This is a genomic window from Lysobacter auxotrophicus (genome assembly GCF_027924565.1).
In the GTDB taxonomy this organism is placed as follows: domain Bacteria; phylum Pseudomonadota; class Gammaproteobacteria; order Xanthomonadales; family Xanthomonadaceae; genus Lysobacter_J; species Lysobacter_J auxotrophicus.
This window is the reverse complement of the sequence record NZ_AP027041.1, coordinates 704,547-724,686: the sequence shown is the minus strand read 5'-3', so window position 1 is coordinate 724,686 and position 20,140 is coordinate 704,547. Positions and strand designations below refer to the sequence as shown.

Below are 20,140 nucleotides of genomic sequence, written 5' to 3'. Positions count from 1 at the left end.
GTACCTGCACGTCGCCGCCGGCCGGCGTACACTGGCCGGCCCTGTCGCGCACGCGCGCGAGTCAAGGCGAGCGTCGGGCGGGGGCTCCATCGCACCCATCGGGGATTCCTGCGTTGTCCACGACCCTGCTCCAGTCCGACCTGCCCGGCCTCCACCTGCGCCATCGCGGCAAGGTCCGCGACGTCTTCGACCTGCCCGCCGATCGTCTGCCCGCCGGTGCCGGCGACTGCCTGCTGATGGTGGCCACCGATCGCCTCTCGGCCTTCGACGTGGTGCTGCCCGACCCGATTCCCGGCAAGGGCGAGATGCTCTGCCAGATCAGCAATTTCTGGTTCGGCAAGACCGACCACCTCATCCGCAACCACCTCACCGGCATCGACGTCGCCTCCGTGCTGCCGGAAGGCGTGGACGCGTCGCTGTACGGCAAGCGCGCGGTGGTGACGAAGAAACTCAAGCCGGTGCCGGTGGAATGCATCGCGCGCGGCTACCTCATCGGCAGCGGCTGGAAGGACTACCAGCGCACCGGGCGCGTCAGCGGCATCGCGCTGCCGGATGGCCTGCGCCAGGCCGAGCAGCTCGCCGAGCCGATCTTCACGCCCTCGACCAAGGCCGCCGTGGGCGTCCACGACGAGAACATCGACTTCGACACGGCCGTGCGCACGGTCGGCGCGGACCTCGCCGAACAGGTGCGCGACGCGACGCTGCGGCTGTACAAGTTCGCGCGCGACTACGCGGCGCAGCGCGGCATCATCCTGGCGGACACGAAGTTCGAGTTCGGCCTGGATGCCGACGGCCGCCTCTACGTGATGGACGAGATGCTCACGCCGGACTCCTCGCGCTACTGGCCGGCCGACGAGTACCAGGTCGGCACCAGCCCGCCGAGCTACGACAAGCAGTTCGTGCGCGACTACCTGGAAACGCTCGACTGGGACAAGACGCCGCCCGGTCCGAACCTGCCGGCCGAGGTCATCGACCGCACCCGCGCGAAGTACGCCGAGGCGTTGATGAAGCTGGCGGGGATTTCGGTCGATTGAGGCGGCGCTGATCGCCACGCCGCTGTAGCCCGGGTCAGCGCCTCCCCTCCGATCCCGCTATCCTCCCTACACCCGCGCATCGAGCGCGGCCCGTCATGCGCCTTGGGAGGGGTCGACATGAACACCGCCGCCGAGTCTTCGCAGCACGCCACGCAGCGCCCGATCGACCGCTGGTTCGCGCACTACTCCGCCGACCATCGCAACCAGACCAACCAGCGCATCCACGTGATCTGCGTGCCGGCGATCCTGTGGAGCGTGATCGCGCTGTTGTGGTGCATCCCGACGCCCGCGTCGTGGATGAACGACGGCTTCTGGGCAGGCGTGGCGATGCTCGCCACCGTGCTGTTCTACTACCGCGCCTCGCGCATGCTCGGGCTCGGCATGCTTGCGATCTACGTGCTGATGGGCCTGCTGACCAAGTGGATCCACGACACCTACGGCACCGGCACGCTGCTGTGGCTGGCGATCGGTGTGTTCGTGGTGGCGTGGGTCGGCCAGTTCATCGGCCACAGCGCGCGCTACGAGAACAAGCGCCCCAGCTTCCTCACCGACCTCACCTACCTGCTCATCGGCCCCGCGTGGGTGCTGTCGAAGCTGTATCGCCGGATCGGCCTGCGCTACTGAGCGGTCACCGCCGGCCTCACAGCGGACTTCACAGCCTGTAGTGCTCCGGCCCGATCAGGTCCACGCCGCACTCCAGGCGTTCGAGCCAGTCGAGGAAACGCGCCATCGTCCCGCCGCGCATCGGCAGCCCGTGCTGCGGGACGATCATCGACGGCGCCAGTTCGCGCACCATCCGCGCCCACAACGCCGTGGCGCGATTGGACGCCATGTAGCGGCGATGGAACCCTTCCATTCGCGGCACGTGCAGGTCGAAGTCGTCGACGAACGCGTACGGCGTGCGGCTGGGCACCATCGAGGCGCCGACGTCGCCCGAGAACAGGATCCGGCTCACCGGATCGTAGAAGCTGAAATTCCCCACCGAGTGCATGAAATGCGCCGGCAGCGCGCGCACGAAGCTGTCGCCCATCGGCACGTGGCCGCCTTCGTCGGGCAGCAGCAGGTAACGATCGCTGCCGGCATTGCGCAGATACCCCGGCACCACGTGCGGCACGAAACGGCCCCACAGCTTCGAGCAGACCACCGTCGTGTTGGTGTACAGCAGCCACTTGTCGACCGAACCGATGATGTCCGGATCCTGGTGGGAGCACAGCAGCCAGGTGACATCCGTGGGCGCGACGTACTCGCCGATCGCCAGGATCAGCGGGTTGTAGAGCAGCGCGCCGCCGGGATCGAGCAGCGCGCTCCTGTCACCATGCTGGATCAGGAACTGGTTCGCCTGCACGCCGTCGTCGCCGCGCACCAGGTCGCTGAAGGCGATGCAGCGGTGGCCGGGCTGCTCGAACAGGATCGTCGCCATGGTTTTCCCCTTTGCACGAGCGGCCATTGTGCGAACGCGGGCCCGCTGCCCGCTTGAGTCGGATCAAACGATCCGCGTCGCGATACGAGCGAGGTCTGGCCGCGCTCACGGCGCACCGGCGACAATGGCCGTGCCGGACGCTTCCCTCACCCTCGCGTCCGTGGAGCGACATGTCCCCGCGCGATCTCCTGCTGGTCCTTCTCGTCGTCGTGGCCTGGGCGGTGAACTTCCTCACCTCCGCGCTGGCGATGCGCGAGATCCCACCGTTCCTGTTCACGGCGATGCGGTTCGCGCTGCTCGCGTTGCCGCTGGCGTGGCTGGTGAAGCGGCCCGCCGCCGGCCAGTGGCCGCGCCTGCTCGCCGTGTGCCTGTGCATCGGCGTGCTGCATTTCGGGCTGAGCTTCACCGCGCTGAAGCTCGCCGGCGACCTCTCCTCGCCCGCCATCGTGATGCAGAGCTACGTGCCGATGACGACGCTGCTGGCGTGGTGGTGGCTGGGCGAGCGTTTCGCCTGGCGCACGGGCCTGGCGATCGGAATCAGCTTCGCCGGCGTGCTGGTGCTGGGGCTGGACCCGACCGTGATGGACCATCCGCTGTCGCTCGTGCTGATGCTGGTTTCCGCGGCGTTCCTGGCCGTCGGCACCGTGCTGATGAAGGGCCTACGCGGGATGGACGTGTACAGCCAGCAGGGCTGGACGGCGTTGTTCAGCGTGCTGCCGCTGCTGGCGATCAGCGCCGTGCTGGAACCGGGCGCGATCGCGACGCTGCCGACGTGGAGCTGGGTCGCCTGGGCCGGCGCGCTCTACGCGGCCTTCGTTTCCTCGCTGCTCGGCCACGGGCTGTACTACGTGCTCGTGCAGCGCTATCCGGTCGCGCGCGTGATGCCGTGGCTGCTGCTGGTGCCGGTGCTCGCGATGGGGCTGGGGATCGCGTTCTGGGGCGACCGTCCGGGGCCGCGACTGCTCATCGGCGGCGCGATGGTGCTCGGCGGCGTGCTGCTGATCGCGCTACGAGCGCTGAGCCGGCAGCGCCCGGCGCCGCCAGCCGAGGAAATCTGACTCAGCTTTCGTCGCTGCGCGGCTGGAACATCTGCGCGCGCGGCCGGAACGCGCGCGGCGCGTAGCCGAAATCGCGCTGCGCCGGGCCGATGTCGAAGGTCAGATCGCTGCGCATGCGGCGCACCGCCGCCTCGCCCAGCCCCGTCGCGCGACCGGTGAGCTGCGCGAGGAACAGCGCCGCATTGAACATCGGCGACGGCAATTCGATCAGCGTCGGCGGCGGCGTCAGCGACGCGAGCACGCGCGCGACCATGTCGCGGTACGTCAGCGTTTCCCCGCCCGGCAGCGCATACGTGTTGCCTTGCGTCGCGGCCGTGCTGGCGCAGGCGAATGCCGCCGCGGCGAGGTCGTCCGCATGCACCGGCTGGCGCAGCCCCGTCGCGCCACGCGGCAGCGGAAAGCGCCCCCACCGGCTCGCGAGCTGCGCGATGCGTGTGAGCGTCGCATCGCGGCCGGCGCCGTAGATCAGCGTGGGGCGCAGCAGCGTCGCCGTCGCGCCGCGTTGCGCGGCGGTTGCGAACACGAGCTCCTCGCCCTCGCGCAGGCGGCGTGCGACGTCGCGCTCCGCGGCATCGGCCGAACCGCGCTTCACGTCCACGCTGGTCGACCCGAAGGCGATCACGCGCGACGTCTCGATCGGCGCTTTCGCATACCAGCTCGCAAAGCCGTCCAGCGGTCCGCAGCTGAAGATGGCATCCACGCGCGCGGGCAGGCCCTTCGCCGTGGGAAGTTCGCCGCGCAGCCACTCCAGGCCGGGTTCGTCGGATTGCTCCGAACGCGACAGCGCCGTGACGCGCCATCCATCGTTGCGCAACAGCCCGAGCAAAGGAAAACCGATTTGTCCGGTCGCGCCGAACACCAGTGCGTGCCGCATGCGTTCAGTCCACCTTCGTCGTGTGCGGCAAGGTGGCGCGCAACCACAGCCAGCCGATCACCGCCGACACCAGCGACGCCAGCAGCACACCCAGCACCGCCGAGCCGTAGGCGTCGGTGTCGTGGTAGGCGAGCGATGCGATGAACAGGCTCATCGTGAAGCCGATGCCGCACATCAGGCCAAGGCCGATCATCGCGCGCAGGTCCATGCCGTCGGGGAATCGCGCCCAACCCAGCGCGCGCAAGAGCACCGCGGCGCCGACGATGCCGATCGGCTTGCCGACGACCAGGCCCAGCACGACGCCCATCGGCAGCGGTGCCAGCAGATCGTCCAGGCGCATGCCGTCGAGCACGCGCCCGGCGTTGACGAACGCGAACAGCGGCAGGATCGCGTAGGCGACCCACGGATGCAGGGCGTGTTCGAGCGATTCGAGCGGCGAATGCGAACGCGCGAGCGGATCGGCCGCCTCGTGCGCGTCGTCCGTGCGACGGCCGTGCGGAATCATCAGCCCCGTCACCACGCCGGCGAGCGTCGCGTGCACGCCTGACTTCAGCACGCACACCCACAGCACCACGCCGAGCAGCAGGTAGGGCGCCAGGCGCATCACGCCGCGGCGATTGAGCAGCCACATGCCGGCGATGGCGGCCGCGGCCCACACCAGCGCGGTGATCGACAGCCCGTGCGAATAGAACAGCGCGATGATCAGGATCGCGATGAGATCGTCGACGACGGCGATCGTCGACAGCAGCAGCTTCATGCCGGTCGGCACGCGGGAACCCAACAGCGCGAGCACGCCCAGCGCGAAGGCGATGTCGGTCGCCGTCGGCACGGCCCAGCCGCGCATCGCCTGCGCGTCGTGGTGGTTCAACGTGACGAACAGGATGGCCGGCATCGCGACGCCGGCAGCGGCGCATATCAGTGGCAGCACGAGTTGCGAACGGCTGGCGAGCTGCCCGGTGAGCGCCTCGCGCTTGATCTCCAGCGCGACCAGCAGGAAGAACACCGCCATCAGGCCGTCGTTGATCCACAGCAGCAGCGGCTTGGCGATGTCCAGCGCGCCCACGCGCACCTGCACGGGCAGCTCGCGGAAGCCCTCGTAGTACGCCACCAGCGGCGAATTGGCCGCGACCATCGCCAGCACCGCGGCGGCGATGAGCACGATGCCGCCGGCCGCCTCATAACGGAAGAACTCGGCCAGGCCGCGCAATGCGCGCGGGGAAGGTCGCTGGGTAGCGTTCGGGGATTGCGTCATCACCGAAGTATATCGGGCGGCGTCCTGCGCATCCGGCGAGTGCGCCGCGGCGATGCGTTCAATGCATCGTGAGCAGCTCGAACGCGACCCACGCGAGGAACGCGATCAGCAGCCCCGCGCCTTCGCCCTTGCTGATGTGCAGGTCGCCGCGCAGCATCGGATACAGCATCAGGCCGAACACGCATGCCGCCGGCAGCTCGAACATCACGAACGAGGCCGGGAACGCCACCGCGCCGCCGATCACCGCCATGCCGCCGAGCACCACCAGCACGTTGAACAGGCTGGAGCCGATGACGTGGCCGACCACGATGTCGCCGTGGCCCTTGCGTGCGGCGGAAATCGCGGCGGCCATTTCCGGCAGCGCGGTGCCGATGGCGACCGGGACCAGGCCGGTGAGCAGCGGCGCCATGCCGATGCCTTCGCCGATCGTCGGCGCGGCGCGCACGATCATGCGCGAGCCGAAATACAGCAGCACCGCGGCGATGGCGAAGCGGATCAGGTTGACCCACAGGTCGGTGCTGGTGCGCGCGAACGCCGCGATGGCGTCCTGCAGTTCCGGCGATTCGCGACGCGTGCGGATCGCGGCGACCGTCACCACCGCGACGAACGCGACCAGCAGACCGATGCCTTCCACGCGCGTAAGCGTGCCGTCGGAGCCGAGCAGCATCGTCAGCAGCGTACCCAGCAGCAGCACCAGCAGCAGCGGTGACAGCGCGCGCCATCGCACCGTCAGCGGCGCGACGAGCGCGGCAGCGCCGAGCGTCAGGCCCACGTTGGCGACGTTGCTGCCGACCGCGTTGCCCAGCGCCAGCGCGGGCTGGTCCCGCGCGACGGCCTGCCAGTTGACCGCCAGCTCCGGCAGCGAGGTGCCGAACGCCACGAGCACCAGGCCGGCCACGAACGGCGATGCGCCCAGGCGCTGCGCGAGCCCCGAAGCGCCCTTCACGATCGAATCCCCACCGAGTGCAAGCAGCACCAGTCCCAGTACGAACCAGCCTATCGCCTCGAGCATCGTGTCCCCCTCCACGTTCTCAATCCCTAAATTCTATGCCCGAGGCGACGTGCGGCGTACAGCACGGGGTCTCAAGAACAGCCTTCCACGTAATCCACCTGCGGCGGCTCGCCGATGCGCCACGCCGTCACGCGCCCGGCCGCATCGGTCTCGAACAGCACCACGCCCGACCCGCCGCCGGGATTCGGGACGCGCAGGTAATGGCCGCCATCGACGTATTTGTGGTTCTGCATCTGCACATGGCCGGCGTAGAGGCGCTGGATGTCCTGCGTCGTCATGCCGACGCGGCCGCCGCCGGGCGCCTCGATGTCCGGCGTGTCCACGTCGATGCGCACGAACCGCGCGTCCTCGAACATGAAAGCGATGCGGTAGCCCGCCTGCGTGCGCGGCTGCGGCATCAGGTAGTAACAGCCTTCGGGCGTGTCGGGCTTCGGACCGGTGAGGTCCTTGCCCCATGCCATGCGGACGTCTTCCTCGGTCGCGCCGAAAGGCGCCGGCCCGAAGCCCGCATAGCCGATCGTGCCCGGCGCGGGCATCGCGCCGGTAGGCGTCGGGTTTGCGGAAGCGGCCGGCGCGGGCGCGGTGGACCCGGGCGCGTTCGAGGGAGGCGACGTCGCGGGCGCTGCAGGCGCGGGCGCAACGGTCGGTGCGCGAGGCGCCTCGCGTTCGCCACAGGCGGACAGTGCCAGCAACCACACCGCCGCGATCGCCATCCTCATCGCACCCGCTCCCTCACAAGCAACTGGCGGGCAGCCTACTCCGGACCGTTGTTAACGTCGCGCAAATGCAATCGCAGAGCTCAGCGCCCCGCGTCGAAATGCTTCTGCAGCCCGGCCCAGCACGCCTGGTAATCGCGCTGGCGATGCGCGGCGTCGAGGGCCTGTTTGGTCGGGCGGATCACGGCGCGCGTTTCGAACATGAAAGCCATCGTGTCGCGGATCACGTCCGGCTTGGACAGATCGGCCGCGCTCGCCTTCTCGAACGTCGCCGCATCCGGGCCGTGGCCGGTCATCGAGTTGTGCAGCGATGCGCCACCCGGCACGAAGCCTTCCGCCTTCGCGTCGTACGCACCATGCACCAGGCCCATGAACTCGCTGGCGATGTTGCGGTGGAACCACGGCGGACGGAACGTGTCCTGCGCCACGAGCCAGCGCGGCGGGAAGATCACGAAATCCATGTTGCTGGTGCCGGCGGTATCGCTGGGCGAATGCAGCACGAGGAAGATCGACGGATCGGGATGGTCGTAGCTGATCGATCCGATCGTGTTGAAATGGCGCAGGTCGTATTTGTACGGCGCGTAGTTGCCGTGCCAGGCGACCACGTCGATCGGCGAATGGCCGATCGCCGCGCGCCACAGGTGGCCCTGGAATTTGGCGACCAGTTCGAAATCGCCGTCGACGTCTTCAAAGGCAGCATGCGGCGCGAGGAAGTCGCGCGGATTGGCCAGACCGTTGCTGCCGATCGGCCCGAGGTCGGGCAGCCGCAGCATCGCGCCGAAGTTCTCGCAGACGTAGCCGCGCGCCTGGCCGTCGGGCAGCGTCACCGCAAAACGGATGCCGCGCGGAATCACCGCGATCTCCTGCGGCTCGACGTCGAGCACGCCCAGTTCGGTTTCGATATGCAGCCGGCCCTGCTGCGGCACGATCAGCAGTTCGCCGTCGGCGTCGTAGAACCAGCGGCCGTGCATGTCGCGGTTCGCGGCATACAGGTGGATCGCCACGCCGCCCTGCGCGGCAGGCGAACCGTTGCCGGCCATGGTGAACAGCCCGTCCACGAAATCGACGCCCTCGGCGGGCAACGGCAACGGACTCCAGCGCAGCTGGTCGGGCGAGATCGGCGCGTCGTGGAAATCGTTGTGGAAGCGCGGCGCGCCCGTGTACGCCTCGAACGCACCATGCATCGCCGCCGGACGGATGCGGTACAGCCAGCTGCGGCGGTTCGCATGCCGCGGCGCGGTGAACGCGGTGCCGGAAATCTGCTCAGCATACAGGCCGTGCGCGACCCGCTGCGGCGAGTTGCGCCCGACCGGCAGCGCGCCCGCAACCGCCTCCGTCGCGAACTCGTTGCCGAAACCGGATTGGTAGCCGTTGGTGGTGATGGTCATGACGGGTCCGCTTTTGCTTTGAGCCCCTCTCCCTCCGGGACAGGGGTTGGGGTGAGGGTCGGGGTGTCGAGGTGGTTCACGATCGCCTCGAGCACTGCATCCATGTACAGCAGAACTTCGTTGCTGTGAAAGCGCACGATTCTCACGCCCTTCGATTCGATGAATCTCGTACGCGTCGCATCGTTCTGCGCGGAGTGCTGCGACCCATCGATCTCCACGACCAAGCCTGCACGCTCACAGAAGAAATCGACCACGTAGGGTATGAAGGGGTGCTGGCGACGGAATTTGTATCCGCCCAGTTGCCCACTCCTGAGTCGTTGCCAAAGCGCTTGCTCCGAATCCGTCATGCCGCGGCGCAATTCACGTGCCTGCACGCGGGTTTTTGTCGGCAACGGCGGCTTGGACGTCATGGGCTTCCCTACCCTCACCCCAACCCCTCTCCCGGTGGGAGAGGGGCTAAACCGCGCAGGCTGCGAAACCTGCAGATGTCCTGTGCCTTACAACACCCCGCGCCGCATCTGGTCACGCTCGATGCTTTCGAACAGCGCCTGGAAGTTGCCCTCGCCGAAGCCTTCGTTGCCCTTGCGCTGGATGATCTCGAAGAAGATCGGGCCGATGGCGTTCTGCGTGAAGATCTGCAGCAGCTTGCGCTGGTGCGTTTCGCGGTCTGCGTCGATCAGGATCTTGTTCTTCTGCAGGCGCGCGACGTCCTCGTTGTGGCCCGGCACGCGCTGGTCGATCACTTCGAAATACGTGTCCGGCGTATCGAGGAACTCGACGCCCTGCTCGCGCATCGCTTCGACGGTGTCGTAGATGTTGTCGGTGAAGCAGGCGATGTGCTGGATGCCCTCGCCCTTGTACGCGTCGAGGTATTCGTTGATCTGCGACTTGGGATCGTTCGACTCGTTCAACGGGATGCGCACGATGCCGTCCGGCGCGGTCATCGCCTTGGACACCAGGCCGGTCTTCGCGCCCTTGATGTCGAAGTAGCGGATCTCGCGGAAGTTGAACAGGCGCTCGTAATAGTCCGACCACTTCTGCATGTTGCCGAAGTAGAGGTTGTGCGTGAGGTGGTCGATGAAGGTCAGGCCGAATCCCTTCGGATTGGCCTGCGCGCCCTGCACCGGCAGGTAGTCGCCGTCGTAGATGGAACCGGCGGCACCGTAGCGGTCGACCAGGTAGAGCATGCAGTCGCCGATGCCCTTCACCACCGGCGCCGCGACCGCGCGCGTGTCGGCCTTGTCGACGATGGCTTCGCCGCCGTTGCCGACGACGGTGTCGAACACCTTCTGCGCGCTCTCCTTGAACCGGATCGCGAAACCGCATGCGCACGGACCGTGCTGGGCGGCGAACTCGGCCGCAAAGCTGTCCGGATCCTCGTTGACCAGGAAGTTCACATCGCCCTGGCGATAGACGGTGATCGGACGGGTCTTGTGGCGCAGCACGGCGCTGAAGCCGAGTTTGCGGAAATAATCGTGCAGGGCCTCGCCCTGGCCGGCGGGAGCGGCGAATTCGACGAACTCGAAACCGTCGATGCCGAGCGGGTTCTCGAACGTGGTGACCTGCATGCCGAGGTTGGGCTGCGCATTCATGGCATTGTTCTCAGATAGCGGCCCGGCTGTGGGGACGGACTTCCGGCCAGGCCATTCGGAAACGAACTTTATAGTTTCAGCTGAAACCATAATCAAGGCACATCGCATCATGAATGCGCGCGACCCCGGAATTCCCAAGCTCAACCAAGGCCCGCTGGGCCAGCCGCTGCCCGGCCACGCCCAGCTCGACCTGGAGCATTTCCTGCCCTATCGGCTGTCGGTGCTGAGCAACCGCGTGAGCGGCACGATCGCGCGCATCTATACCGAGCGATTCCAGCTCAGCATCACCGAATGGCGGGTGATGGCGGTGCTGGGCCGCTACCCGGGCCTGTCGGCGAACGAAGTCGCGCAGCGCACTGCGATGGACAAGGTCGCCGTGAGCCGCGCGGTCGCGCGCCTGCTGGATGCCGGGCGGCTGGATCGCGAGATCCATGGCGACGACCGGCGGCGTTCGGTGCTCAAACTGTCCGAGGGCGGGTATCGCATCTACGACGAAGTGGCGCCGCTGGCGCTGGAGTTCGAGCGGCGGTTGCTCGACGGGATCGACGACCAGGAGCGTGCAGTGCTGTTCCGGCTGCTGGACAAGCTGGACGAGCTGGAGTTGCGGGCCGAGGCGGAAGGGATGTCGTGAAGCTTTTGTAGCCCGGATAAGGCCGCAGGCCGCACCCGGGGGCTGTCACGCCTGACCCGGGTGCGCTTCGCTTACCCGGGCTACAAAGGCGTGTAGTGCTTCAACTTGGCGATTCGAAAAACAACAACGGCGACCTTGAGGTCGCCGTTGTTTTTGGAGCATCGCAATTTGCCAGGCTACGGGCCTGGATCCCGGCTTTCGCCGGGATGACGCATCGGCAAAGCGGCTCGCGCGCTGCGCGAGCCGGCCGATGCGTCACTTCACCCCGTGCATCAACCGCTGCACGAGCGGGGCGATGAGGAACAGCAGCACGCCCGGGATCACCAGCGCCCAGAAGCCGAAGGTGTAGCCCGACAGCGCGGACTGCACGTTCATGCCGGTTTCGCCCGACACGTGGCTGGCGAAGATGCCCGACAGGTTGTTGCCGATGCCGGTCGACAGGAACCAGCCGCCCATGCCGAAGCCGACCAGACGCACAGGCGCCAGCTTGGTCACCATCGACAGGCCGATCGGCGACAGGCACAGCTCGCCGATGGACTGGATCCAGTACACCGCGAAGAGCGTCCAGAACGGGATCTTCAGCGTCTGCGGATCCACCAGCGTGGACAGCGCGAACATCAGCAGCAGGAACGCCAGGCCGTTGAAGATCAGGCCCAGGCTGAACTTGCGCGGGATCGACGGGTTGTGGCGGCCCATCTTCACCCAGATCCACGCGATGATCGGCGCCAGCGTGATGATCGCCACCGAGTTCACCGACTGGAACCAGCCCACCGGGAACGTCCAGCCGCCGAAGTCGCGGTTGACGATCTTCTCGGCCAGGAAGCTGAAGGAGCTGCCGGCCTGCTCGAAGAAGCACCAGAACAGCACGTTGAAGGCGAAGATGATCAGCATCGCGATCACCATGTCGCGCTGGCGCGGACCTTCGCGGATGCCCTCGACCAGCAGCAGGATCGCCAGCGCGATGAACATCGCGGTGAGCACCCACTGCAGCGAATCGGCGCCCATGCTCAGCAGGAAGTAGATGCCCGGGATCGCGACGATCGCGCACAGCGCGGTGATGGCAAGACGCGCGCGGCTCTCGCTGCCGACCGGCGGACGGCCGATACCCTGCAACTGGCTGCGGCCGATCCAGAACCACACCAGGCTGATCAGCATGCCGATGCCCGAGGTGATGAACACCACCTTGTACGCCGGCATGTCGGGCGAGCCGAACACGTTCTCGGCGAACCAGCCGGTGATCAGCGGCGAGATCATCGCGCCCAGGTTGATGCCCATGTAGAACAGGGTGAAGCCCGAGTCGCGGCGCTCGTCGCCGACGGCGTAGAGCTTGCCGACCATCGTCGAGATGTTCGGCTTGAACAGGCCGTTGCCGGCGATGATCGTCGCCAGGCCCAGCTTGAACACCTCATGGTTCGGCATCGCGATCATGAACAGACCGGCCGCCATGATCACCGCGCCCAGCAGGATCGACCGCTGGTAACCGATCACCCGGTCGGCGACGTAGCCGCCGAAGATCGCCGCGGCGTAGACCAGCGCGAGGTACGCGCCGTAGAGCTGGTTGGCGGGCGTCTCGCCGGTGCCGCTGCCGTCGTAGAACTGGGCGACGATGTAGAGCACCAGCGCCCAGCGGATGCCGTAGAAAGCGAAGCGTTCCCAGAACTCCGTCATAAAGAGCATCCACAGCGGGCGCGGATGGCCCATGGTCTGCGGGAATGCGGGAAGAGGCGCGGCCTGGCCGGGCGTCGGTGTAGCGGTTCCGCTCATGCGGTGTCCCCCGTGGTGGATCAAGTACTGACAAAGGAAAACCCACGCCGGGCGGCACGGGACCGGGGAGGATTACCGGGCGGCGCCCGATCCGTCAAACGTGCGTGAATGCGGAAAAGCCGTGCTGCGGCGCAGCATCGTTGCTGAACAGGCGCGATCAGGGCCGGCCGGTCGCGGCGGCCGCTTCCACCGCCAAAGCGAGCAAACGCGGGAAGTCGACATGGGCGCCGCGCAGCTTGTCCTGGGCGTCGTCCAGCGCGCACCAGCGCAGTTCCGAATGCTCGGCGAGGTTCGCCGGCTCGCCGTTCCAGCTCGCGACGCGGTACAGCCGCAGCCGCCACGGTTCGGGCGCCTCGCCTTCGAGCTGGCCGAGCCGGCACAGGTCGTCGACCTCGACGACGATGCCGAGCTCCTCGGCCAGCTCGCGCGCGATCGCCTGCTCGCCGCTCTCGCCTTCTTCGACATGGCCACCGAACACGTCCCACGCGCCCGCGAGCCAGTCGCAATCGTCGCGGCGCTTCCCGAGCAGGATCGCGCCGTCGCGCACCAGCAACGCACCGACGCAGTCGTGCATGCGGCGCGCCATCGGCGTTACGGCGTCGGCGCCGCCGGCGAGTGGTAGGCCGGACCGCCGCCGATCATCGTGCGCACGTCGAACAGTTCCGGGAAGAAGGTCAGCTCCAGCGCCTGCTTGAGGAAGCCCACGCCGCTGGAACCGCCCGTGCCGCGCTTGAAGCCGATGATGCGCATCACCGTGCGCATGTGGCGGAAGCGCCACAGCTGGAACTGGCTTTCCAGGTCGACCAGGTCCTCGCACAGGTGGTAGGCGTCCCAGTGCGCGTCGGTGTCCTCGTAGATGCGCTCGAACACCGGCAGCAGTTCCGGGTCGGCCACGTGGGCGATCGACCAGTCGCGTTCGACATGACGCGCCGGCACCGCGTGCCCGTGGCGCGCGAGGTAACGCAGCACTTCGTCGTACAGGCTCGGCGATTCCAGCACCTCGCGCAGCGCGGCCTCGGCTTTCGCGTCGTGCGAGAACACCTTGAGCATCGACGCGTTCTTGTTGCCGAGCAGGAATTCGATGGTGCGGTACTGCAGCGACTGGAAGCCCGACGACGGGCCCAGGATCTCGCGGAATTCCATGTATTCCGACGGCGTCAGCGTTTCCAGCACCGACCACATCTCGGTGAGCTGGCGCAGGATGTTCTTGCACCGCGCGAAGATCTTCTGGCACTCGCCCAGGCGGTCCTCGCGCAGGTTCGCGGTGGCCGCCTTGAGCTCATGGATCATCAGCTTCATCCACAGCTCGGCGACCTGGTGCTGCACGATGAACAGCATCTCGTCGTGGTGCGGCGGACTGGACAGCCGCTGCTGCGCCGACAGCAGCGTGTCGAGCTGCAGGTAACCGGAATAGCTCATCCGCCCTTCGAAATCGGTGTGGATGCTCGATTCCAGTTCGCGCTCGTTCTTCTCGACCGTCATTGCAGGCTCGGGTTGCGCCGGAGGCTTCCGGCCAGGGGGCCAAAAGGGTAGCGCATCGGGGCTTGGCGCCCCGCGCAGGCGGTGTGGTCACCGGCGTGAAATACCCGCGACGGACGATGCGGCAGACTCGGCCGGTCCGCGACAGGGGCGTTGGCGGGCACCGGGTGCTTACACAGGCCGGCCCATCCGGGCGGCCGACAACGGGGAAGACTATGGACAGGGTCAGGGGCCGCTGCGCGGCCGCGTTGTTCTGTTTCGCATCGCTGCTCGCCACCGGCGCCGCGCAGGCGCAGGTCGTCATCAGCCAGGTCTACGGCGGCGGCGGAGGCGGCACGGCCGTCTTCGCGAACGATTACGTCGAGCTCTACAACCGCGGCGCGACGCCCGCATCGCTGGCCGGCATGTCGGTGCAGTACGCCAGCGCGACCGGCACCGGCACGTTCGGCGGCGTCGCGGTGCTGCCGTCGGTGACGGTGCAACCGGGCAAGTATTTCCTCGTCGCGATGAGCGGCGGCTCGGCCGGCGCACCGCTCCCGACGCCGGACGCCACCGGCCCCGCCGCAATGGCCGCCGGCGCCGGCAAGGTCGCGCTCGTGCGCCAGGCCACCGCGCTGGCGTGCAACGGCGGCAGCGTGCCGTGTTCGACCGAACAGCGCGCGCTCATCGCCGATCTGGTCGGCTACGGCAACGCGAACTTCTTCGAAGGCGCGGGCGCCGCGCCCACGCTTACCGCCGCCACCGCCGCGCTGCGCAACGGCAACGGCGCGACCGACACCGACCAGAACAACGCGGATTTCACCGCCGGCACGCCGACGCCACGCAACAGCGGCTCGACCACGCCGGAACCGGAGCCCGCGACGCCCCGCACGATCGCGCAGATCCAGGGCAGCGGCCTTCGTTCGCCGCACGAGGGCGAACGCGTCGTCACCGAGGGCATCGTCACCGCGCTGAAATTCAACAACGGCTTCTTCCTGCAGGCCGCGAACGACGACGGCGACGCGGCGACGTCCGATGGCGTGTTCGTCTTCACCAGTTCGGCGCCGCCGGCGTCGGCGGCCGTCGGCAACCGCGTGCGCGTGACGGGCAAGGTCGAGGAATTCGTCCCGGCCTCCAACGTCAACCAGCTCACGATCACCGAAATCACCGGGCCAACGGTCGAGTTGCTCGAAACCGGCATCGCCCTGCCCGCACCGGTGGAACTCACCGCCGCCGATCTTTCGCCCAACGCCACGCCCGGCACGCTCGAACGCCTGGAAGGCATGCGCGTCAGCGTCGGCAATGCCGTCGTCGTCGGGCCGTCCGAAGGCCGCATCGACGAGGACGACGCCACCGCGAGCAGCGACGGCGTGTTCTACGTGACGCTGCCGGACGTGCCGACGCCGTTCCGCGAGCCCGGCATCGGCGTGATGGACGCGGCGCTGGCGACGTTGCCGCAGGGCAAGAACCCGCCGCTGTTCGACACCAACCCGGAACGCCTGATGGTCCGCAGCCGCGGGCAGGTCGGCGCGTTCGCGCTGTCGGTCGACACCGGCGCGGACGTCGCGGGCCTGCTCGGCGTGCTAGACTATTTCGGCGGTACCTGGGCGCTGCTGCCCGACACTGCGACGCCGCCGACCGCCGGGGGCGGCCGCCTGCCGCAGGCCGTGAACGATGCGCTGGGCGATGAAGTCACCATCGGCGGCTTCAACCTGCTGCGCTTCTTCGACGAGATCGACGACAACAACGGCGCGCCGACGATCAAGCCCGAAGCGCTCGACAAACGCCTGACCAAGACGGCCGGCGCGATCTGCGACTACCTCAAGACGCCCGACATCCTCGGCGTGGTCGAGGTCGAAAACCTGCGCGTGCTGGGCCTGCTCGCCGAGCGCATCAACGCGAACTGCGCGAGCGCGCCGCAGTACGTGCCCTACCTGTCGCAGGGCAACGACGTCGGCGGCATCAACGTCGGCTTCCTCGTCGCCACGCGCGCGGTGGGCGCCGGTGTGTCGCGCGTCGAGGTGCGCGACGTCGTGCAATTCGGCAAGGACGCGACGCTCGCCAATCCCGACGGCAGCACCAGCCTGCTCAACGACCGCCCGCCGCTGCGGCTGCGCGCCAACGTGCACCACGCCAATGGCGCGGTGTATCCGGTGAGCGTCGTGGTGAACCACCTGCGCTCGCTGGGCGACATCGATTCGGTCGCGCCCGGCAGCAACGGCTGGAGCACCGATGGCGCGCGCGTGCGTGCCAAGCGCGGCGCGCAGGCGGCGTACCTGGCCGGCCTCGTGCAGCAGTGGCAGGCGAACGATCCCGCCGGGAAGATCGTGCTGGTCGGCGACTTCAACGCGTTCGAGTTCAACGACGGCTACGTCGACGTGCTCGGCGTGATCAAGGGCACGCAGGCGCCGGAAGACCAGGTGCTGACCTACGTCGACAGCCCGGTGACGACGCCGCTGATCGACGGCTCGGAACTGATCGCCGATCCCGCGCAGCGCTGGTCGTACGTGTTCGGCGGCAACGCGCAGACGCTCGACCATGCGCTGGTGAACGAGGCGGTCGTGATGGACGCCTCCGCCGTGACCGTGGAACACGCGCGCATCAACGCCGGTTTCGCCGTGACGCACTACGGCGACGCGTCGGTGCCGCTGCGCGTGTCCGACCACGATCCGGTGCGCATCGCGATCCGCGTGCCGCAGTTCCGCAGCGCGGACCTCTCCGTCACCGCATCTGCGACGCCGGCCACGCTGCGCGCCGGCGAAACCGCGACGTGGACCGCCACCGTGCGTAACGCCGGACCGGATGCCGCCGATGCCACGGCCGCCGCCTTCGCGTTCGATGCCAATGTGACGCCGGCAATCGACGTGCCCGCCGGCTGGACCTGCGCCGCGCCCGTGCACGAGGCGACGACGACATCGGTTGCGTGCACGCTCGCGTCGCTGGCATCGCAGCAGGACGCGACGTTCACGCTTCGCACGCCGATGCCGGCATTGTCGAACGGCACCGTCGTGCGCATGGCGGTCGCCGCGCGCTCGCAGACGCGCGATCCTGCCAACGCCGACAACGACACGGTGGCGCAGGTCACGATCGTCACCGCGGCCGACCTGTCCGTGCGGATCGAAGGCGGCGTGCTGCCGGTGCGCCGCGGCGCGATCGCCACGTTCCTCGTGCCGGTACGCAATGCGGGCCCGGACGCCGCGCAGAAGCCCACGCTGACGATCGACGGCAACGTCGCGGCGTCCGCCGCGGCGGTGGCGGCTCCGTCGGGCTGGACCTGCACGCGCGTGGCGACCGCCACGGGCTTCCGCGCGCAGTGCTCGCGCATCGTGGACATGGCGCAGGGCGTGCAGTGGTTCGCCTTCGCGATCGTCGTTCCCGAGCGCCCGCGGGTGGGCACCGAGCTGGAGTTCGCCGCGCGCGTCGCTTCGGACACGCCCGATCCGGATGCGTCCGACAACACGGACACGTTGCGGGTGGCGATCCGCCGCTGAGATCGGCTCCGGCACTGGCGAAAGGGCGCGGCGATCCCGCGCCCTTTCCTTTTGCGCGACACGGCACGAGCCCCGCATTCAGCCGCGCTCCATACCGCCGCGTCCGGCGGCATCTAGCGTCTTTTCCGCAAAGTTGCATGCCGCACCGCGCAACGGGCCTTGACGCGGCCTTGGGTATCATCGCGGCCAACAGCGCGCTGCTCCGGCCCGGTTTTCCGGCTGCCAGCGCGCCTCGGAGCCAGGTCGGACACGCGCCGGCCCAGCCCTCCGAACGGTCCTGCGCCGGCACTGGATCCGGGACGCGGCCGCTTCGGCTCCCTGTCACCCGACACCCAGTCAGGACTCCCGCGATGACGGTCGCCGCGACCTTCGAAATCGAATACCTGCAATACCTCGGCGCGGACGGCAAGCCCGTCGCCGAACTCCCTCCCGCATTCCGCGATCCCAAGGCGCTGCTGCCGCTGTTCAAGCAGATGCTGTACGTGCGCACCTTCGATGCGAAGGCCATCGCGCTGCAGCGCACCGGCAAGCTGGGCACCTACGCCAGCTGCCTGGGCCACGAAGCCACGCACGTGGGCATCGGCGCCTCGATGCAGCCCGACGACGTGTTCGCGCCGAGCTATCGCGAATACGGCGCGCAGTTCATGCGTGGCGTGAAGCCGCGCGAAGTGCTGCTGTACTGGGGCGGCGACGAACGCGGCAACGACTTCTCCGGCCCGAAGCAGGACTACGCCTGGTGCGTGCCGATCTCCACGCAGTGCCTGCACGCCGCCGGCGCCGCGCTGAAGTTCAAGCTGATGAAGCAGAAGCAGCTAGCGGTGGCGTGCTGCGGCGACGGCGGTTCGTCGAAGACCGACTTCTACGCCGCGCTCAATTCCGCCGGCGCGTACCAGCTGCCGCTGATCCTGTGCGTGGTGAACAACGGCTGGGCGATCTCCGTCCCGCGTTCGGCGCAGACCGGCGCGAAAACCCTCGCGCAGAAGGGTCTGGCCGGCGGGCTGCACTGCCTGCAGGTGGATGGCAACGACCTGATCGCCGTGCTCGAAGGCATGCGCCGCGCCAGCGAACGCGCGCGCAGCGGCGAAGGCGGCAGCGTGATCGAGTTCATGACCTATCGCCTGCACGACCACACCACCGCCGACGACGCGCGCCGTTATCGCGACGAGAGCGAAGTGAAGGACGCCTGGACGCGCGAACCGATCGCGCGCCTGCGTGCTTACCTCACCGCGCAGGGCGTGTGGAGCGAGGATGAGGAAAAGGCCTGGGCCGAGGAATGCGGCAAGCAGGTCGACGTCGAGATCAACGCCTACCTCGAAACGCCGGTGCAGCCGGTCGAGGCGATGTTCGATTACCTCTACGCCGATCCGCCGCCGGACCTGCTGGCGCAACGCGCCTTCGCGCTCGCACAGGAGGGCCGCTGATGAACGCGGAAGACAAGAAGAAAATCGAAGCGGCCAAGGCCGCGACCCCGACGGCGATCACGCTGATCGAAGCCATCACGCAGGCGCTCGCCTACGAGATGCGCGTGGACGACAAGGTGCTGGTGCTCGGCGAGGACGTCGGTGTCAACGGCGGCGTGTTCCGCGCCACCGCCGGCCTGCAGCAGCAGTTCGGCCCGGAGCGCGTGCTCGATACGCCGCTGGACGAAACCACCATCGCCGGCCTCACCGTCGGCCTCGCGTCGCAGGGCATGAAGCCAGTGGCCGAGTCGCAGTTCGACGGCTTCGTGTATCCGATGGTCGACCACATCATCTGCCACGCGGCGCGTTTCCGTTACCGCACGCGCGGCCGCCTCACCTGCCCGATGGTGCTGCGCGTGCCGTGGGGCGGCGGCATCCGCGCGCCGGAGCATCACTCCGAAGCGAACGAGGCGATCTTCACCAACGTGCCCGGCCTGCGCGTGGTCATGCCCTCCTCGCCCGCGCGTGCGTACGGCCTGCTGCTCGCCGCGATCCGCGACCCGGATCCGGTGATCTTCATGGAGCCCAAGCGCATCTATCGCCAGTACAAGGAAGTCGTGCCCGACGACGGCGAAGCGCTGCCGCTGGACGTGTGCTACGTGCTGCGCGACGGCACCGACGTGACGCTGGTGACGTGGGGCGCGCAGGTCAAGGAATCGCTGGAAGCGGCGGAGAAGCTCGCCGCCGAAGGCATCAGCGCCGAAGTCATCGACGTCGCCACGCTGCGTCCGCTGGACTTCGACACCATCGCCGAGTCGGTGAGCCGCACCGGCCGCTGCGTGATCGTGCACGAAGCGCCGAAGACGGCCGGTTTCGGCGCGGAAATCGCTGCGCGCCTGGCCGAGGAATCGATGTTCGACCTGCTCGCGCCGGTGGAACGCGTGACCGGCTACGACACGCACATCCCGCTGTTCCGCCTGGAAATGAAGTACCTGCCGAGCGTCGATCGCATCGTCGCCGCGGCCAGGCGCACGCTGGAAGCGAGCTGAC

The 20,140-nt window shown here is 68.2% G+C and carries 18 protein-coding genes; 7 read left to right on the top strand and 11 right to left on the bottom strand.

The genetic code is table 11. The features are described 5' to 3' along the window. Nucleotides 1–113 precede the first annotated feature (113 nt). Together LA521A_RS03170 and LA521A_RS03165 are read left to right on the top strand one after the other, a co-directional pair. Nucleotides 114–1,034 (top strand): phosphoribosylaminoimidazolesuccinocarboxamide synthase, encoded by a 921-nt coding sequence (locus LA521A_RS03170; protein WP_281780937.1) that lies wholly within the window; start codon nucleotides 114–116, stop codon nucleotides 1,032–1,034. 117 nt (nucleotides 1,035–1,151) lie between these two features. Beyond that, nucleotides 1,152–1,658 (top strand): Mpo1 family 2-hydroxy fatty acid dioxygenase, encoded by a 507-nt coding sequence (locus LA521A_RS03165; RefSeq protein WP_281780936.1) that lies wholly within the window; start codon nucleotides 1,152–1,154, stop codon nucleotides 1,656–1,658. 28 nt (nucleotides 1,659–1,686) lie between these two features. Here LA521A_RS03165 and LA521A_RS03160 read toward each other — a convergent pair whose 3' ends face one another. Beyond that, the gene (locus LA521A_RS03160) at nucleotides 1,687–2,454 is read right to left on the bottom strand and encodes an oxygen-binding di-iron domain-containing protein (protein ID WP_281780935.1); all 768 of its coding nucleotides are present in this window, start codon (nucleotides 2,452–2,454) and stop codon (nucleotides 1,687–1,689) included. Nucleotides 2,455–2,624: 170 nt separating this feature from the next. On the opposite strand from LA521A_RS03160, the gene LA521A_RS03155 reads away from it, so the two are divergent. After that, nucleotides 2,625–3,512, top strand: coding sequence for a DMT family transporter (locus tag LA521A_RS03155; RefSeq protein WP_281780934.1), 888 nt, complete (start codon nucleotides 2,625–2,627; stop codon nucleotides 3,510–3,512). Between the two features lies 1 nt (nucleotide 3,513). Here LA521A_RS03155 and LA521A_RS03150 read toward each other — a convergent pair whose 3' ends face one another. From LA521A_RS03150 to hppD, 7 genes are all read right to left on the bottom strand, one after another. Continuing rightward, a complete protein-coding gene (locus LA521A_RS03150; protein ID WP_281780933.1) occupies nucleotides 3,514–4,386 on the bottom strand; it encodes an NAD-dependent epimerase/dehydratase family protein in 873 nt (290 codons plus the stop codon). 4 nt (nucleotides 4,387–4,390) lie between these two features. Beyond that, nucleotides 4,391–5,638, bottom strand: coding sequence for a Na+/H+ antiporter NhaA (gene nhaA / locus LA521A_RS03145; protein ID WP_281780932.1), 1,248 nt, complete (start codon nucleotides 5,636–5,638; stop codon nucleotides 4,391–4,393). Between the two features lie 58 nt (nucleotides 5,639–5,696). After that, entirely contained in the window at nucleotides 5,697–6,650 is a 954-nt protein-coding gene (locus LA521A_RS03140; RefSeq protein WP_281780931.1) for a calcium/sodium antiporter, read from the bottom strand. A gap of 71 nt (nucleotides 6,651–6,721) precedes the next feature. After that, nucleotides 6,722–7,369 (bottom strand): hypothetical protein, encoded by a 648-nt coding sequence (locus tag LA521A_RS03135; RefSeq protein WP_281780930.1) that lies wholly within the window; start codon nucleotides 7,367–7,369, stop codon nucleotides 6,722–6,724. An 80-nt stretch (nucleotides 7,370–7,449) separates the two neighbouring features. Beyond that, nucleotides 7,450–8,754 (bottom strand): homogentisate 1,2-dioxygenase, encoded by a 1,305-nt coding sequence (gene hmgA / locus LA521A_RS03130; RefSeq protein WP_281780929.1) that lies wholly within the window; start codon nucleotides 8,752–8,754, stop codon nucleotides 7,450–7,452. Beyond that, the gene (locus tag LA521A_RS03125; protein WP_281780928.1) at nucleotides 8,751–9,164 is read right to left on the bottom strand and encodes an endonuclease domain-containing protein; all 414 of its coding nucleotides are present in this window, start codon (nucleotides 9,162–9,164) and stop codon (nucleotides 8,751–8,753) included. Before LA521A_RS03125 ends, hmgA begins: the two co-directional genes overlap by 4 nt. Nucleotides 9,165–9,251: 87 nt before the next feature. Then, nucleotides 9,252–10,346 carry a 4-hydroxyphenylpyruvate dioxygenase gene (gene hppD / locus LA521A_RS03120; protein WP_281780927.1) on the bottom strand — a complete coding sequence of 365 codons (1,095 nt, stop codon included), beginning with the start codon at nucleotides 10,344–10,346 and terminating at the stop codon, nucleotides 9,252–9,254. Nucleotides 10,347–10,455: 109 nt separating this feature from the next. On the opposite strand from hppD, the gene LA521A_RS03115 reads away from it, so the two are divergent. Beyond that, nucleotides 10,456–10,977, top strand: a complete 522-nt coding sequence (locus LA521A_RS03115) for a MarR family winged helix-turn-helix transcriptional regulator (protein ID WP_281780926.1) — start codon at nucleotides 10,456–10,458, stop codon at nucleotides 10,975–10,977. A 255-nt stretch (nucleotides 10,978–11,232) separates the two neighbouring features. Here the strand turns inward: LA521A_RS03115 and LA521A_RS03110 are convergent, their stop codons facing one another. The 3 genes from LA521A_RS03110 to LA521A_RS03100 all read right to left on the bottom strand — a co-directional run bounded on the left by LA521A_RS03110 (nucleotide 11,233) and on the right by LA521A_RS03100 (nucleotide 14,223). Beyond that, entirely contained in the window at nucleotides 11,233–12,741 is a 1,509-nt protein-coding gene (locus tag LA521A_RS03110; protein WP_281780925.1) for a peptide MFS transporter, read from the bottom strand. Between the two features lie 157 nt (nucleotides 12,742–12,898). Continuing rightward, nucleotides 12,899–13,315, bottom strand: coding sequence for an NUDIX domain-containing protein (locus tag LA521A_RS03105; RefSeq protein ID WP_281780924.1), 417 nt, complete (start codon nucleotides 13,313–13,315; stop codon nucleotides 12,899–12,901). Between the two features lie 17 nt (nucleotides 13,316–13,332). Further along, complete coding sequence (locus tag LA521A_RS03100; protein WP_281780923.1) at nucleotides 13,333–14,223, bottom strand: tryptophan 2,3-dioxygenase; 891 nt, start codon at nucleotides 14,221–14,223, stop codon at nucleotides 13,333–13,335. Nucleotides 14,224–14,435: 212 nt separating this feature from the next. On the opposite strand from LA521A_RS03100, the gene LA521A_RS03095 reads away from it, so the two are divergent. From LA521A_RS03095 to LA521A_RS03085, 3 genes are all read left to right on the top strand, one after another. Next, on the top strand, nucleotides 14,436–17,690 hold the full coding sequence (locus LA521A_RS03095) for a lamin tail domain-containing protein (RefSeq protein ID WP_281780922.1): 3,255 nt from the start codon (nucleotides 14,436–14,438) through the stop codon (nucleotides 17,688–17,690). Nucleotides 17,691–18,040: 350 nt separating this feature from the next. Further along, nucleotides 18,041–19,111 carry a pyruvate dehydrogenase (acetyl-transferring) E1 component subunit alpha gene (gene pdhA, locus LA521A_RS03090; protein WP_281780921.1) on the top strand — a complete coding sequence of 357 codons (1,071 nt, stop codon included), beginning with the start codon at nucleotides 18,041–18,043 and terminating at the stop codon, nucleotides 19,109–19,111. After that, complete coding sequence (locus LA521A_RS03085) at nucleotides 19,111–20,139, top strand: alpha-ketoacid dehydrogenase subunit beta (protein WP_281780920.1); 1,029 nt, start codon at nucleotides 19,111–19,113, stop codon at nucleotides 20,137–20,139. Before pdhA ends, LA521A_RS03085 begins: the two co-directional genes overlap by 1 nt. The last annotated feature ends 1 nt before the right edge of the window (nucleotide 20,140 follow it).

Bases quoted from the DNA above. Each gene is read 5' to 3' on its own strand.
- LA521A_RS03165 (WP_281780936.1), top strand. From the start codon at position 1,152: ATGAACACCGCCGCCGAGTCTTCGCAGCACGCCACGCAGCGCCCGATC.
- LA521A_RS03160 (WP_281780935.1), bottom strand. From the start codon at position 2,454: ATGGCGACGATCCTGTTCGAGCAGCCCGGCCACCGCTGCATCGCCTTC.
- LA521A_RS03155 (WP_281780934.1), top strand. From the start codon at position 2,625: ATGTCCCCGCGCGATCTCCTGCTGGTCCTTCTCGTCGTCGTGGCCTGG.
- LA521A_RS03150 (WP_281780933.1), bottom strand. From the start codon at position 4,386: ATGCGGCACGCACTGGTGTTCGGCGCGACCGGACAAATCGGTTTTCCT.
- nhaA (WP_281780932.1), bottom strand. From the start codon at position 5,638: ATGACGCAATCCCCGAACGCTACCCAGCGACCTTCCCCGCGCGCATTG.
- LA521A_RS03140 (WP_281780931.1), bottom strand. From the start codon at position 6,650: ATGCTCGAGGCGATAGGCTGGTTCGTACTGGGACTGGTGCTGCTTGCA.
- LA521A_RS03135 (WP_281780930.1), bottom strand. From the start codon at position 7,369: ATGAGGATGGCGATCGCGGCGGTGTGGTTGCTGGCACTGTCCGCCTGT.
- hmgA (WP_281780929.1), bottom strand. From the start codon at position 8,754: ATGACCATCACCACCAACGGCTACCAATCCGGTTTCGGCAACGAGTTC.
- LA521A_RS03125 (WP_281780928.1), bottom strand. From the start codon at position 9,164: ATGACGTCCAAGCCGCCGTTGCCGACAAAAACCCGCGTGCAGGCACGT.
- hppD (WP_281780927.1), bottom strand. From the start codon at position 10,346: ATGAATGCGCAGCCCAACCTCGGCATGCAGGTCACCACGTTCGAGAAC.
- LA521A_RS03115 (WP_281780926.1), top strand. From the start codon at position 10,456: ATGAATGCGCGCGACCCCGGAATTCCCAAGCTCAACCAAGGCCCGCTG.
- LA521A_RS03110 (WP_281780925.1), bottom strand. From the start codon at position 12,741: ATGAGCGGAACCGCTACACCGACGCCCGGCCAGGCCGCGCCTCTTCCC.
- LA521A_RS03105 (WP_281780924.1), bottom strand. From the start codon at position 13,315: ATGCACGACTGCGTCGGTGCGTTGCTGGTGCGCGACGGCGCGATCCTG.
- LA521A_RS03100 (WP_281780923.1), bottom strand. From the start codon at position 14,223: ATGACGGTCGAGAAGAACGAGCGCGAACTGGAATCGAGCATCCACACC.
- LA521A_RS03095 (WP_281780922.1), top strand. From the start codon at position 14,436: ATGGACAGGGTCAGGGGCCGCTGCGCGGCCGCGTTGTTCTGTTTCGCA.
- pdhA (WP_281780921.1), top strand. From the start codon at position 18,041: ATGACGGTCGCCGCGACCTTCGAAATCGAATACCTGCAATACCTCGGC.
- LA521A_RS03085 (WP_281780920.1), top strand. From the start codon at position 19,111: ATGAACGCGGAAGACAAGAAGAAAATCGAAGCGGCCAAGGCCGCGACC.